We start from the raw sequence: 14,227 nt of genomic DNA on the forward strand, positions 1-14,227 counted from the left end.
CGTGGAACACGTCGACACGTACATGCACTGGTACAACCACCAACGCATCAAACAATCCCTGGGATGGAAAAGTCCCGTACACTATAGAATGCAACAAGGGCTAGTGGCCTAAACCATCTCCAAGAAAACGTCCGCAGCCCCCTACCCATCAAAAAGCGAGTCACAAAAGATACCGGGGAAGCCGACGCAAAAAGCAATTCTTTGAAATAAATTCACCCAGAAATGCGAAGCCGCAAAGGTTGATTAGCCGCATATGTGATAACCGAATGGATACGTTAGACATGCCATCCGGTCAAATGGCATGTCTAACGTAGTCCAAGCTTGTCGTGTGGCACAGCCCGCAGTCCCTCCCAAAACCGTCGAACTATTCGCACTCGTCTGTCAGTCAACACGGTTCAGAATGTCCATGTCTTTTCCAATCCAGCCCAATCCGGTTCGGCACGCAACACGGCACTGCGTGACGTGACGGCACGTCACTGCGCTGCCAGCACGTCACGGGACTCACTGCACGACGACATTGCGCAACACAGCACAACAACAGCCGGGAAGCAGCAGTGCCGGTCTACTTTACTTACTTATGTGGCACGGCTCGATTCTGTCCCAGCACCGATTCCACAAGGCTTGAGTACAGTGAGGACAACTGATATCCTGCGGCGATCGCAGCCTGAGGAAGCAGCGAGGTGTCTGTCATACCCGGAGTGACGTTGGACTCGAGGAACTGCGGAACACCGTCGTGGTCGACAATGAAATCGGTTCTGGAGATGTCCCGGAGGCTGAGCGTCTTATGAGCTGTTAATGCTGCGGTTTCGGTGGCCTCCAGAATGTCGGCTGAAAGTCGTGCAGGCACGTAGAAATCCGTGGGGCCGGGTGTGTAGCGGGCATCGTAGTCATAAGTGCCATTCGGCGTGTCGATCTCCAATGGCGGGAGGACGATCAGATCGCCGTTGACTTCAAGAACCGATACCGACACCTCGGTTCCTTGAACGGCTTGCTCCACCAGCGCGACATCCCCATACGCGAAGCATGTCACCATCGCCTCGGGAAGTTTGTCCGCGTCGGAGACGAATGTGCACCCTAGGGCAGAGCCACCCATGGTCGGCTTCACGAAAAGGGGCAGTCCAAGGGAATGCACCAAAAGATCAATGACCTTTGTAGCGCCGAGTTCCCGGAACATCGACTCCGGAAGGGTTACCGAGTGTGGTGTGGACAAGCCACCTAGCTTCCGCACGACATTCTTCGCAATCGGTTTGCTCCAGGCCGTCCGGGAGGCCTTCGCGCGTGAACCGATGTAAGGCAGCCCCTCCATTTCGAGGATGTCTCGAATGGATCCATCCTCTCCATTGGCACCATGGAGAAGGGGCCAGACGATATCGGGGCGGGTGGCGGACGACGAGAGGTACGAGAGCAGGTCACCATCCATGTCATGAAACGCGACCTTCCAGCCGGCCTCCTCAAGGAAACCGCCGACACGGTGGCCGGAGCTCAGGGAGACATCGCGCTCGTGACTCAGTCCTCCACACACTATCAGGACCGTCGTGTCCGAACGGTCATGCGTTGCCGGATAGGCCCCGGTCTTGTCAGCGTCGGTTGTTGTGTCCATAAGAGATATACCGCCTTTCATTGTCTGATAGGAATTGACGGAGGATGTGACGTGATTCCGAGATGAAGATTTCCGGTGCACCGATGGGGGCTGGCGGTCGATACCGTCAGCCGATCTGTGGCCCGGGCGTCTCCAAATCGCGCGGATCGGAGTCCGGAGTTCCAGATGTTCCAAACAGCTCGGCGGTTTGTCGTTCAGCATCCATCACCGTGGCCAAACGGCGTATCCCCTCACGTATCCGTTCAGGCTTTGGATAGCAGAAGGAGAGGCGCATATGGTCGGAACCCTCGCCATTCGTATAGAAGCCCGTGCCCGCAACGTACGCGACCTTCGCGGTGATTGCCCTTGGAAGCATGGCGCGGGAATCCAACCCCTCGGGGATTTTGAGCCAGATATAGAAGCCGCCGCGTGGTTTGTTCCATGAACAGTATGGAAGATACTCACGTAAAGCAGAATCCATAGCCTCGCAACGTCCCTTGTACATTCCCCGATAGTCGTCGATCTGTTTACGCCAATCAAAATTATCAAGATACGTGGTGATGGTGAACTGGCTCATATTCGAAGGACAGAGAATCGACGCCTCATTGGCCAGCACCAGTTTGTGACGGATTCCGGTTGGAGCGACCATCCACGCGATGCGCATTCCCGGGGCGATGATCTTCGAGAAACTTGACAGATAAACAACATTCTCCGAATCCATGGAACGCAAAGCGGGATAGGTTTGCCCGTCGAATCCGAGAAGTCCATATGGGTTGTCCTCCACAATCAGAACATGATGCCGTCGCGCGATCTCGAGGATCCTGGGCCTGCGGTCGACGCTTAGAGTGACACCAGCCGGATTATGGAAGTTGGGCACTGTGTAGAGGAATTTCACCTTCTTCCCACGCGCGCGCTGTTCGACGATTGCGTTTTCGAAGGATTCCGGTATCAGACCATCCTTATCCAGCTGAACGTTGACGACGTCGACTTGGAAAGACTGGAATACGCCCAATGCGCCCACATAATTGGGAGCCTCGGCAAGCACCACATCTCCGGGGTCGCACATGATGCGCGTGATCAGATCCAGCGCGTTCTGCGAACCGTTTGTGATGACCACGTCGTCGGGCTGAACGTCGTCGATGCCTTCAAGCTCCATAATTTGCAGCACGTCCTCGCGCAGATGTGGGTCGCCTTGTGCCGATCCGTATTGCCAGGCGACATCGCCTTTGTCGACCATCATCTTGGCGATGAGCTCGGAAAGCCTTTCGAACGGCATGTAGTCAAGGTAAGGCATCCCGCCAGCCAAGGACACGACCTCCGGGCGGGACGCGACGGCGAAAAGCGCTCGGATCTCCGATGCCCTCATTGCCTCGGCACGTGCGGCATAGGAACCAAACCACGGATCGTTCCTGATGACTTTCGAGGCGGAGGCGTTGGGTGTCCCGGACATAATAGAACCTTCCTTCACACGCTGGTGCGCATACAATTCCGAACTTTAGTACCAGATGGGGAAACACAGTGCGAGCAGGGTGAACCGGCACGAATCCCGTACAGTGACGCGGACGTCGCGCTGGGGAGTCGAGCCCAACAGGCGGCGCGTATCGGCTGATTCACTGATGGGACTAATAGAGCTTGACCGAGTTGATGTACAGCTGATTGTTCGGCAAGCTGTCAAGAGGCACCCAGAGGAGGAAGTCCTGGGCTTTGACCGCCTTCGTGAACTTCACATCGGTGGTTCCGCTGGCATCGAAGGTGAATTTCGCGACCTGTGTTCCTTCGGCCGGGTCGTTGGTCGTGTTCGCATACAGGTATCCGGTACCGCCGGAGGAACGAATGTTGATGACGAAACGGTACACCGTCTGTTTTTCACTAAGGTGCATGTAATATCCGTACCCCTGCTCATTCGCAGGATTGGTAAGGAACTCTTGCTTGTCGATGTCATAGGCCGTGTTGTTCTCCAGCACCGACGGGGAGGGAACCGCGGATACGGTTTTATCCGCGTGGATCACGCTGGAGCTCGTGGTGCTGGATGACGAGGCGGAAGCCGAGGACGACGATGCCGACGACGTGGACGTGGAGGAAGACGATCCAGATGTGCTGGTGGTTTCGGTGCCGAACGGGACATCATTCAGATCCATCACGGGCCAGGAACTCGAGTCCCGTGAGACGCTTCCCGTCGTGGATCCGCCAATAAAGGCCCGAAGTGAGAACGCCAAGGCTACCGCCACGATTGTGGCAATGACGAAAACAGCGATGACTTTCGTGGTGAATCTGCTCAGCAGTGGGGAGTCGGCCAGATCGACATGAGGGTGTTCCGAGGCTGATGTTTGCTGCGATTCAGGGACGTAACTAGGGGGAAGGCCGGCGGCCCCGGCGTTCTCCTTCACGTGCTGTTCGGCACGCAATGCGCGAGCCGACTCCTGACCCGGAAGGACACGGGCACCGGATTCATTGAAGACCGGGATGCTTCCAGTCGATTCAGTGCGAGGATGATAGTTCAGATCGGTTCTATGCGCTTGTGCCCCGACGGGAATCGGGTGTGTCGAGAAATCGAATTGAACCGTAGACGCGTTGTTCTGATGGCCTTCTTCCGGTGTCCCCAATGGAGCGAAGAACGAGCTGTTCGTGTCGGAGTCGGGAGATGACAAAATATCCGCCATCTCCGCCGCGGCTATGCTGTGGAATCGCGAATCCTGAGCCATGAACCCGGCGGTGGTTGTCGTTTCGGATTCGCTGGGGATGGATGGCAGCGACTGGTTAATGCCAGTGGAGGTGTGTGTGGCGTCATCACGGTGGGGGGCGGGAGGCAGTGCCGGCTCAAGTGAGGTCTCCTCGCCTTTCGTCGCAGGAGGGAATGAAGCCGGTCCACTGTGTGGTGGGATCGCTGGGATTCTTTCGCTTGCGGATCTGGAAGGGATGGGTGGGAAAGATGGTGCTTTCGACATGGGGAAGATGCTGTTCGTCATACCTGCGAACGAGCTTCCGGCCACGATCTCATGAGGAATGGGAACGATGTTTTTGGGATCTTCGGGACGCAACCGCGCGTTGACGATGGAATTCTCGCCATCGATACCCGGCAGTGCTATGTCCGTGGGACTGAGCGCATCCAAAGGCGTCCAGGAGCCTAGAAGCGCCGTCAATTCCGACAAGGATGCCATGGGGACGCCGCGGCCATCATGGCGTTGTGAGTCACTTATGTTGAGACCGCGGGCGCAGATGAGCCGGAACTCGCCAGGTGTCTGGAGATCAAGCGCGTCGATGTCAAAATGCGGATCAGGGTGGGACGCGGTTCTCATCAGCAAGGAGTAAAGCACCGCCGCCAACTGACGTATCGCGAGCTGCTCCTTGGGGAGGTCTGCGGGCGCCCCCGACATCTCCGACAGCATGGGACTTATGGGAGCGTTTGTTATCTGAACTCCAGTGGACGTGATTCTGATCGTGTCCGTACTGATGGATTCATGGGAGAGGCCGTCCACAAGAAGCTGTTGCTGGGCTTTGGCGCATTCGCCGACAATGCTTCTGATGGCTTCATAACTCAAAGTCTGGCTGGCCGGTCCGTGGAGATAGTCGGTAAGCGACAAGCCCCCATCGAGTGCTGTGACGATAATCGCCACTGGACCACGATGTTGAAGTTGCAGAACCCGAGTGAAATGCGCGTTCCGTGTCAACGCAAGAGAGGACGCTATGGCGTTGACGTGCGGAAGGGTCGATGTGTCGTTGACGAGGAACAACTGGCAGTCCCGTGCAAGGACACGGTCGCTTGCCTTCCAGGCTTGCAATCCGTCGACTGTTCTCAATCTCGTCACCAACGTGTAGCGGTTGATGACGGTGTCTCCCAGATTGGGCTCGCTCATTGTTCAGACTCCGTACGACGCATAAGGCACCTCACAGTAGGTGATGCTGAGGTCATTCTAGCTATTACCCTGTCCGTTTGGCGCGTTGTGGGAGGGTTTCTCGCCATTCCTCACACGTCTGTTACGCACAGGGTCGAAGTGGCGGATTCCTCGGGTCGGCCACAGACCATGCTCACGTTTCGCTGCCGGCGATTCGAGGTCCAGGAAAGGAAACCTATTGGACACGCGCATCCATGTCAGGGCCAGCTCATGGGAATGCATGATTCTCAACGCGTACAGATACACGATGAGAATAACCGCCGTGAGCGCCACGCAAATCGCGACCGCTTGAATCCAGGCCATCGATGACCATGTGGCTCCAACCAAGCCATAGACGGATGGCCTCACAAGCAGTCCAACCACCGTCGCAATGAACGCCGCGACGAATCCCTGACAGTAGCACCGCGCGAGACGGTGCCCATCGATGCTGCCGCCGAGCCTGCGGCGAAGCATCAACAGAAGCGCGGGGAACGCTATGACCGTCGATAGGGTGACCGCGAGCCCCAGCAAAGTCGCCCAATGCTCGGGCGGAAGAAGACGGATTCCTATAAGCAGCACCAGCAGATGGATCGCCTCCTGAAGGACGGCGAAGATGAACGGCGACCGCCCGTCCTCGAAGGCGAAGAACGAGCGCTGAATAATCAGATAGGCGCTGGACAGCGGAAGGCACAGCGCCAATGCGGCCAAAGGACTCGCCATGAGCAGCGCTTCCTGCGTGCTGATCGAAGGAAGAAGGGATTTTGCTATCGGTGCGGCCATCACCACAAGGGCTGCCGCGAAAAAGCACATCATCAATCCCACGTCACGAAGCGATTGGCTGATTTCCAAGCGCGCCGACTTCAGGTCCTTGCGTGCGACATATCTTGAGATAACAGGGAAAACCGCGGTGGATACGGAAACCGCTATCAGTGAGTATGGCAGTATCCAGAGTGTGTAGGCATTCTGGTAGGACGCGTTTCCCGCCACGGTGAGCTGGCTTGCTCCATGGATGCGCGCGGCGATTGTGGGAGCGCTTGTGGTGACGCGGGTGTCGATGATGGTGACAAGCTGGCCGACGATGACTATTCCCAGGCTCCATGCGGCAACCGGTCCCATCGACCTCAGACCGATTCCACGGATGCCCAGGCGCGGTCTGTACTTTATGCCCGACCTCGCCAAGGGGAAAAACAGGATGAGCGCCTGAAAGGCGACTCCCAGGGTCCATGCCCCCGCGGTGAGCGCCACTCTGCCTGTGGTCCAGAACTGCAACGGCTGGTTGTTGGCCTTGCCGAAAAGAAGAATGAATGCCGTGAATCCGATTGAGCTTATGAGATTCGCGCCGACGGAGCTCCATGCGTAGGCGCCGAAGCGATTCTTGGCGGCGAGTATTTGTCCTAGAACGGTATACAGGCCGTAGAAGAGAATCTGTGGCATGCACCACAACGTGAATGCGTTGGTCAGAGCCCTCATGTCGTTGTCGCCATCCGTGTACAGCCATGTTAGCAACGGGGTGGCGGACATCATTACCAGAGTGATTGACAGCAGAAGCAGCAAGGCGAACGTGATGAGCTTGTTCAGCTGTTTCTCCGCGTCCTTCGATTGCAGGGTTCGCACAATCTGAGGGACGAGAACCGCGTTGAAGATTCCTCCCGAAACCAGCGTGAAAATGACTTGAGGGATCATCGCGCCAGCCTGATAGGCATTGGCGGCCATGCCCGTCGTGCCGATGGCGGCAGCCAGAAGAATGCTTCGGACCTGGCCGGTCACTCGTGAGGCGGCCGTTCCGACGGCCATGATCATGGAGTTTCGACTGGTGGCAGAGCTCATTCGTCCGGATCCTTTTGGCGGTGGAACTGTCGCCAGAATCCGAGGATTGCGAAGATCACGGCGATGATGATGATAACGAGGCCACTTTTGTCGTTGATCTGCAACGTGCTCGTGATGGTCGTGGTGCGTTCCTTGGAGAAACTCTCTCCATCGCGATCCAACAGCGAGATATGGGCCGTTGCAGATCCTGATGTGGCGACACGGACCGTGAAGGTGACCTGCGTCTCGCTTAGCGCGGGAACGGTGGTCTCGCTGATTCGTGACGTCACGATCTCCATGGAGTCCGTCAACGAAGACAGTTTGATGCGTATAGGATACGGATTTCCGTTGCGGACCGTGACCGGCATGGACGCGGTCTCGCTGACGACGGTGATCGTCTCGGACGGGGTGATGCTTATGGCGTCATAAAGGCCGCTTGGAATGGACGACGACATTCTCACCAGAGAGGCGCGGGAGGATGTGGTTCCCGTCCAGGCGAACGATCTCCGGGCGACAAGGGACTGGGCGTTGAGCAGATTATTGATCCATATGTCGGATGAATCCGCGCGCTCGTTGTCTTCGGTATCTCCGGACGAGCTTTCTGATGGGGACTCGGCAAGCACTTTTCGGGAGAATCGTCGGATTTCGGATCTGGCTTTGGCCAGTGACGACAACATGTCGCGAAGAAATTTGCGTTGTGTGGCGCTGATTCCGGATGACTGCGGAACCACTGCCAACGCGTTTGAGCCACTGAGATACGCCTTCTGTCTGGACAGGGTCTTCAGGTCGGTGAGTTTAATCCACGACGCGCTTTCCAAAGCGGTCATGAGTTCGGAGGCCTCTTCCGCGGTTGTGGAGGAGCCCAGTAAAACAAGGGGGTTCCGCGTCACATACGGCTCCTGCATTTGGTAGAAGGCGCTCTGTGCCATGAACCGCACAAGCCTGCCTGCGTTGGTGTCCTCGGCATCCGCCGTGGTTGAGCTCGCATTGCCCTGCGCAAGGCCTGACAGCACTTTCTGGGCGGCCAACACGGTAATGTTGCCGGAATCTGTTGGAACGACGTATTTTCCGGTATGAACAGTGGAGCTATCCTGCTGGTCGAAGCTCCCCTGCGCGATGACGGTCGTGAATCCTTGTTTCAGCGCGGTCTCCAGCGCATCCTCTGTCCACTGCCCGTTCCCTTGCCAGGCATAGGATTCCACTGATGTCGCGGAATCCCCCAGAGTGGTGCGGGCCAGTGACGTTCCTTTCGCCGCGTTCCATGAGCTGTTCGAAATGCCGGCGGATGAGAGACCGGAGGCCGAGATGGTCGCCGCCGCGGTGATGTCAAACGAAGAAGTCTGGCTTATTCCGGAGACTCGGAGGGCCACCTGAGAAGAGGAGAGGACATCAGGATCGACGACGGACTGCAACAGTGGATGTTCGGACAGGACCCGCTTCCATGTGCGAAGAGAATCGGCGTTTGGCGTGGACAGCGTCATGATGTTCGAGGCGGAGGTCGATTCCGCGGATCCGGTCGTGGATTTTGACGCACGAGTTGAGAGAAGGGACGAGAGCGCGTTGCTGTTGGACGACCAGCGGCGTGATGTCAAAGGCATAGCCACAGTAAGGCTCATCGCAGGGGTTTTCACGGACGATAGGCCGTCGGAGGAGCGTGTGAGGAAAGAATGGGCTTGAATCGGCACACTTGATGAGTCGGATCCCGTCGAATAGTCAAGCAGGAGGGGTTTGGGACCCCAGCTGGTTATCTTCTTCAGACCGGTATCCTGTGCTGTGATGTTGACCGTCACACTGATGCTTGACTTGGCCGCAACCGCTGGAATTGTGAGAGTGGACAAGGTGGTGGGCGTCGGTATCGGCGTGCCGCCTTCGGCCCATTGCTGTATGTCGGTTTTCGATACGAATGTGTACGTCGGGTTCGTGGAGGTTGTCAGGGTTCCGACCGGAAGCACGTTCGATGTCTTGTTGCTGATTTTGACGACGATGTGGAGCCCCGACGATGCCGTCACCACTGGCGTCAGTTTGGTGATGGAGAGGGATGCCGTCCGTGAGGAGGACTTGCCGACCGCAGCTGCCTCACCCACTGGAGTGACGCCCAGAAGAAAAGAGGTGAGCAAGGAAAGAGTCATGCAGATGACGGTAGCGATTCTTGCCGGTAGCCGGACCGCCGCGAGGCGAGACCGACGCATGACGGGGTTGACTCTTCTGGATTGTCGCATTGTGCTACCTGTTGAGCCTTCTGGCATACAGCCAGACGATCTTTCTTTCATTCGGATAGCTGAGAACGTCCTCCAGATCGGTGAACCGCACCCAGATGGCCTCCTCGGCCTCATGATCGGGATCCCCTTCCACCGTCAGATCGCCCGAAAGCCGACGGAGGGCGAAATGGTGAACAAGTTTATGGACACGCTGGTTCGTCCCCGTGAACCAATAATCGATAGTCGCGATGGAGTCCACAACCTCGCCGAGGATCCCCGTCTCCTCGTGAACCTCCCGCACTGCCGTCTCACGTGGAGTCTCACCGGACTCGATATGACCTTTGGGAAGACACCATTCGAGATGTCCGCTGCGAGAATGGCGCGCGATGATCGCGACCTCGTCTCTGGTGTTGAAGATGAGCCCTCCGGCGGAATATTCCCTGACGACCGGAAGCTCCTGCGCATCGAGTGAGGCGAAAGTCGTTGGCTTGTCGGGTGTGCGGTGGGGCGGCATGATGGCCGGCGTGGGAGCTTCGGTCCCATCTCCACGCTCCGCGTCCGTCATGATTCCGCTTTGCGAACTGTATCTCAAAAGCCCCTGAGGCGTTCCCATCCGGGCGCGACGAAGCCTCGCATTCGCTATCATACGAGCCAGGTCGGCGGGGGTGGTCATACCCTTTACCTTACCCAAAGCATTGTGCAGGTGCAGTGACGGTATGCTGGAAGGCGCATAAACAGCCTGCGCTGAAAGGGTCCAAGTGAATAGTGAAGTCTGGCCGGAGGCCATTGAGCTGGGGAGGCTATTTGCTCAGCGGGGGCACGAGCTGTCGCTGGTCGGAGGGCCGGTTCGAGACCTTCTGCTTCACAGGCCCTCGCATGATCTGGATTTCTGCACGTCGGCGCGTCCTGAGGAGTTTGAGCCCATTCTGCGCTCGTGGGGGCATGACGGCTTCTGGGATATGGGACGACGGTTCGGCACATTGGGTGCCATGCGTCGTCGCAGTGATGGTACGGAAGTCAAGGTGGAAGTCACGACCTATCGATCCGACGCCTACGATGAGGATTCACGCAAGCCGGAGGTGACCTACGGCAGCACTCTTGAGGGCGACCTTTCACGCAGGGACTTCACCGTCAACGCGATGGCTTTGAGGGTTCCCGACCTCATCTTCGTCGATCCGTTCTCCGGCGCGAGTGATCTGGCCAATGGAATCCTGCGCACTCCGATTGACCCGAGGCGTTCCTTCGAGGATGATCCTTTGCGCATGATGAGGGCCGTGCGTTTCGTGGCCCAGCTGGGATTCCGAATTGAGCCGGGGACTGCGGAGGCGATTACCAGCATGGTTGACCGCATATCCATCGTGTCGGCCGAAAGGGTTCGGGACGAGATTGTGAAAATGCTGCTTTCGGATCGTCCTCGTGACGGCGTCGAGGCACTCACCGACTCCGGACTGGCTGATGTGTTTTTCCCGGAAATACCTGCTTTGAAGTTGGAAATCGACGAATATCACCGTCATAAGGATGTTTTCGGACATACCATGGTTGTTCTCGATCGAGCGGTGGCGCTGGAGACAGGGCCCGACGGCCCCGTGCCTGCGCCGGATCTCACGCTCAGGCTTGCGGCTCTGATGCACGACATCGGCAAGCCTCGAACACGACGCTTCGAATCCGGCGGGAAGGTGAGTTTTCACCATCATGACGTCGTGGGGGCGCAGATGACGAGAAAACGCATGCGCGCGTTGAGGTTCGACCACCACCTCATTCACGATGTCTCCACGCTTGTCGAGCTTCACCTTCGTTTCCACGGATATGTGGAAGAGCCCTGGACGGATTCCGCGGTCAGGCGCTATGTTCGGGATGCGGGTCCCCTTTACGAACGTCTGAACAGATTGACCCGTGCGGATACCACGACACGCAACCAGCGGAAAGCGCGGATGTTCTCGGCCGCGATGGACGATATGGAGGAGCGGGTTGACGCCTTGCGCCGCGAGGAGGACCTCGCCGCCATCCGTCCGGAAATCGACGGGAACGCCATCATGGAAATACTGGGGATAGGACCTGGCCCAACGGTCGGATCGGCTTATCGTCATATGCTTGACTTCCGACTTGACCAGGGGCCGGTCGGACAGGAGAGGGCGATCGCCGAACTGCATCGATGGTTCGAGGCCCAGGGCGCCGCGTCCGTCGAGCGGCACTGAGGCTGCGGCCGCGGCTCAACGTCCCTTGCGCGGTTCCCGAGGGACTGGTTGCGACCAGTCCACCTTCGTGGTGGTCGGATCTATTTGACCGCCGTATGCTCGAGGGCCTTGGGAAGGTTCGTCATCGAGGACGCTGCCTTGCAGCCTGAGAAACTGGTGATGTCGCTTCCCGATGATGGCACCTTCTTCTTGCTGCGCAGATTGCTGAAGGTCGATCCCAGAACGATATCCACAAGCATGTCTGATCTGTCATCCATGATCATCGCCGCGTCGGTGAAGTTGCTGTTCACCGTGTAGGCCTGAATGATGGCGTTCTTCCCGAAATAGATTCGCGTTCTATGCACGTTGGTGGAGGAGTAGTTCGTGACGGATGTGAGAGCGAAGCCCCTGTTCGTCAGGGCATCCCCCACCGCCTGCGCGAATCCAGTTGAGTCCGTGCCGTTCAGGACCCGGATCGATATGGTCGATGCACTGACATACTTGGCCTTCGGGTTGCTGCGGTCCGTTGGCGCGCAGGGAACGACATGGCCGTAGTTGGGCGCGGCCTGAGCGGTCGATTGGAGACCCGCTCCTCCGATGTGGAAAAGGAACACCGAGGAGACCAAAACCAAGGTGACTATGACGGCGACGACAAGGGTGAATACCGTTCTTCGACGGTTGCGAACATATCGCCTACGTGCCTCACGCTCGTCGTTCCCTGCCATGCTCATCCCCTCGCGGCTATCATTATTGGCTTCACTGTATCCTTCATGCCTGACTCTCGACGGACCGGATAATCGACGTGGACCGACGGGCTCGACGGACAGTGGGCCAGAATCGCATAATCCACGATATGACTCGTCAGCCAGACATCCGACAACATGTCTGCGACCGCGTCGTTGGGGCAGAAAGCCGCCACTGTCGGACCGGATCCCGACACGACCGCATGCCGCGCGCCATGATCGAGCGCCGTCCGCAAGGCATCGCCACTACGGGGATGGAGCGCGATGGCCGCGCGCTGAAGGTCGTTCGCGTCCCCCGTCTCCGCCCCAAGACGGTCGTAGGCGGCGTAGACGTCGGGGGTGCTGAGCTTCTCGTCATAGGCTCCAAGCAGAACAGTGCCAAGGAAACCATCGTCCAGAAGATCCCGGTAATCGGAACCGCGGGGATCCACAGCGGTGATTATCTCCCCATACCCTCCACCATGGGCGATGCCCCCCGAAAGGCAGAAGGGCATGTCTGCGCCTAAACTCGACGCCACTTTCCGAAGATGCGACAATGGCCACTCCAGATTCCAGAGAGCGTTGATGGCCAGAATGACCCCTGCCGCATCGGCGGAACCCCCGGCGAGTCCGGCTGCGATGGGAATGCGCTTGACGATGTCGATATGCACATCGTTCGCCAGCCCCGCTTCCACAGACATGGCCTCAAGGGCTCTAACGGCATGATTCCGGTTCCCGTCCAGATCGGATCCCCTCCAATCGTCCAGATGGTCTCCTCTCATCGTCAGCAAAGGGCCAGTCCCCCGAGGCCGGCGTGTGACGGTCACCGTGTCCATGAGGTCGACACCCGCGTAGATGGTGTCCAAGCCATGCCTGTTTCCCCATTCGGCGCGTCGTGGAGAGATGTGCAGAGAAAGATTGACTTTCCCGGGACAATCGACCGTCACCATGGCATCATCGGACAGTCGGGGCATGCGGTCCTCCCTCCATCTGATGGGCCAGAGCCACGAATTCCTCGATCGTTAGCGTTTCTCCACGTCGGCAGGGATCGATCCCCGATTTTCTGAATCCATCGGCGTCCACTATCCCGCGCAAAGCGTGGCCCAAGGTTTTGCGGCGTTGCCCGAAGGCCGCATCGATAACAGCGAAAACATCTGGACGAAGGGCTTCGTCTGTCCGGAACGAACCTCTGGAGCCGTCCGCATGCCGGGAGAAGGACACAAGCGCGGAGTCGACATTGGGTGCAGGCCAAAACACGTTTCTTCCAATGATCCCTGCGCGTTCGGCGTGGCCAAACCAGGCCAGCTTCGCACTTGGAGCGCCGTAGACCTTACTGCCAGGGACAGCCACCATGCGGTCGGCCATCTCCTTTTGAACCATGACGGTGAATCGCCGAAGTCCGGGGAATTGCTCAAGCATGGTCAGCACAAGAGGGGTCGCCACGTTATAGGGAAGATTCGCCACAAGATCCACATCATCGATAGGCGTGGATCCGGGAAGGTCGCGCGTGGTGAGCGTCAGGGCGTCTTTGATAATCACCTCAAGGCGTTCCGTCGCGCTCGGCATGAACTCCTTGACGGTCAAGGGGAGTTGCGCTCCGAGTCGGGGGTCTATCTCGACGGCTGCGACATGGCATCCCGTCTCGAGGAGGGCAAGCGTTAAGGAGCCCAGACCGGGGCCGACCTCTATGACGAAGCTCTGCGACGAGACGTCGGAGATGCGCACGATTTTTCTCACGGTTCCCGGGTCGATGACGAAGTTCTGGCCCAGTTTCTTGGTGGGAGACACGCCGATGGCGCTCGCGATGCGGCGCACGTCGGATGCGCCCAACAAGCGTCCTGTGGTCATGGTCATGTGAGGTCTCCTGCGATTTCTC

Annotated in this window: 11 protein-coding genes; 2 read left to right on the forward strand and 9 right to left on the reverse strand. The window is 58.0% G+C overall.

Annotated elements, in window-relative coordinates:
- Window positions 1-112, forward strand: a 112-nt coding sequence (locus Q1X90_RS00875; RefSeq protein WP_366944444.1) for an IS3 family transposase, incomplete at its 5' end; no start/stop codon positions are given.
- A gap of 459 nt (window positions 113-571) precedes the next feature.
- Here the strand turns inward: Q1X90_RS00875 and Q1X90_RS00880 are convergent.
- From Q1X90_RS00880 to Q1X90_RS00905, 6 genes are all read right to left on the reverse strand, one after another.
- Window positions 572-1,600: a D-alanine--D-alanine ligase gene (locus Q1X90_RS00880; RefSeq protein WP_300765775.1), complete on the reverse strand. Its 1,029-nt coding sequence runs from the start codon at window positions 1,598-1,600 to the stop codon at window positions 572-574.
- Window positions 1,601-1,706: 106 nt separating this feature from the next.
- Window positions 1,707-3,029 carry a PLP-dependent aminotransferase family protein gene (locus tag Q1X90_RS00885; protein WP_300765776.1) on the reverse strand — a complete coding sequence of 441 codons (1,323 nt, stop codon included), beginning with the start codon at window positions 3,027-3,029 and terminating at the stop codon, window positions 1,707-1,709.
- Between the two features lie 172 nt (window positions 3,030-3,201).
- Window positions 3,202-5,433, reverse strand: a complete 2,232-nt coding sequence (locus Q1X90_RS00890; protein ID WP_300765777.1) for a virulence factor MviN — start codon at window positions 5,431-5,433, stop codon at window positions 3,202-3,204.
- A 57-nt stretch (window positions 5,434-5,490) separates the two neighbouring features.
- The gene (locus tag Q1X90_RS00895) at window positions 5,491-7,278 is read right to left on the reverse strand and encodes a lipid II flippase MurJ (RefSeq protein WP_300765778.1); all 1,788 of its coding nucleotides are present in this window, start codon (window positions 7,276-7,278) and stop codon (window positions 5,491-5,493) included.
- Window positions 7,275-9,386: a DUF6049 family protein gene (locus Q1X90_RS00900; RefSeq protein WP_300765779.1), complete on the reverse strand. Its 2,112-nt coding sequence runs from the start codon at window positions 9,384-9,386 to the stop codon at window positions 7,275-7,277. Before Q1X90_RS00900 ends, Q1X90_RS00895 begins: the two co-directional genes overlap by 4 nt.
- A 94-nt stretch (window positions 9,387-9,480) precedes the next feature.
- Window positions 9,481-10,128, reverse strand: coding sequence for an NUDIX hydrolase (locus Q1X90_RS00905; RefSeq protein WP_300765780.1), 648 nt, complete (start codon window positions 10,126-10,128; stop codon window positions 9,481-9,483).
- 85 nt (window positions 10,129-10,213) lie between these two features.
- Here Q1X90_RS00905 and Q1X90_RS00910 point away from each other — a divergent pair, with 85 nt between their 5' ends.
- A complete protein-coding gene (locus Q1X90_RS00910) occupies window positions 10,214-11,650 on the forward strand; it encodes a CCA tRNA nucleotidyltransferase (RefSeq protein WP_300765781.1) in 1,437 nt (478 codons plus the stop codon).
- 80 nt (window positions 11,651-11,730) lie between these two features.
- On the opposite strand, the gene Q1X90_RS00915 is transcribed toward Q1X90_RS00910, so the two are convergent.
- Genes Q1X90_RS00915 through rsmA form a run of 3 tightly spaced genes read right to left on the reverse strand, consistent with a single transcriptional unit; the run spans window position 11,731 to window position 14,205 of the window.
- Window positions 11,731-12,360, reverse strand: coding sequence for a LytR C-terminal domain-containing protein (locus Q1X90_RS00915; protein ID WP_300765782.1), 630 nt, complete (start codon window positions 12,358-12,360; stop codon window positions 11,731-11,733).
- The gene (locus Q1X90_RS00920) at window positions 12,357-13,325 is read right to left on the reverse strand and encodes a 4-(cytidine 5'-diphospho)-2-C-methyl-D-erythritol kinase (RefSeq protein ID WP_300765783.1); all 969 of its coding nucleotides are present in this window, start codon (window positions 13,323-13,325) and stop codon (window positions 12,357-12,359) included. The genes Q1X90_RS00915 and Q1X90_RS00920 overlap by 4 nt, the downstream gene beginning before the upstream one ends.
- Window positions 13,306-14,205 (reverse strand): 16S rRNA (adenine(1518)-N(6)/adenine(1519)-N(6))-dimethyltransferase RsmA, encoded by a 900-nt coding sequence (rsmA, locus tag Q1X90_RS00925; RefSeq protein ID WP_300765784.1) that lies wholly within the window; start codon window positions 14,203-14,205, stop codon window positions 13,306-13,308. Before rsmA ends, Q1X90_RS00920 begins: the two co-directional genes overlap by 20 nt.
- Window positions 14,206-14,227 lie beyond the last annotated feature (22 nt).

The sequence above is a fragment of the uncultured Bifidobacterium sp. genome (assembly GCF_949292005.1).
Lineage (GTDB): Bacteria > Actinomycetota > Actinomycetes > Actinomycetales > Bifidobacteriaceae > Bifidobacterium.

What these genes read in the sequence shown, in the direction of transcription:
- Q1X90_RS00920 (WP_300765783.1), bottom strand. Translation starts at nt 13,325, where the DNA reads ATGCCCCGACTGTCCGATGATGCCATGGTGACGGTCGATTGTCCCGGG.
- Q1X90_RS00905 (WP_300765780.1), bottom strand. Translation starts at nt 10,128, where the DNA reads ATGACCACCCCCGCCGACCTGGCTCGTATGATAGCGAATGCGAGGCTT.
- Q1X90_RS00895 (WP_300765778.1), bottom strand. Translation starts at nt 7,278, where the DNA reads ATGAGCTCTGCCACCAGTCGAAACTCCATGATCATGGCCGTCGGAACG.
- Q1X90_RS00915 (WP_300765782.1), bottom strand. Translation starts at nt 12,360, where the DNA reads ATGAGCATGGCAGGGAACGACGAGCGTGAGGCACGTAGGCGATATGTT.
- Q1X90_RS00900 (WP_300765779.1), bottom strand. Translation starts at nt 9,386, where the DNA reads ATGACTCTTTCCTTGCTCACCTCTTTTCTTCTGGGCGTCACTCCAGTG.
- Q1X90_RS00885 (WP_300765776.1), bottom strand. Translation starts at nt 3,029, where the DNA reads ATGTCCGGGACACCCAACGCCTCCGCCTCGAAAGTCATCAGGAACGAT.
- Q1X90_RS00880 (WP_300765775.1), bottom strand. Translation starts at nt 1,600, where the DNA reads ATGGACACAACAACCGACGCTGACAAGACCGGGGCCTATCCGGCAACG.
- rsmA (WP_300765784.1), bottom strand. Translation starts at nt 14,205, where the DNA reads ATGACCATGACCACAGGACGCTTGTTGGGCGCATCCGACGTGCGCCGC.
- Q1X90_RS00890 (WP_300765777.1), bottom strand. Translation starts at nt 5,433, where the DNA reads ATGAGCGAGCCCAATCTGGGAGACACCGTCATCAACCGCTACACGTTG.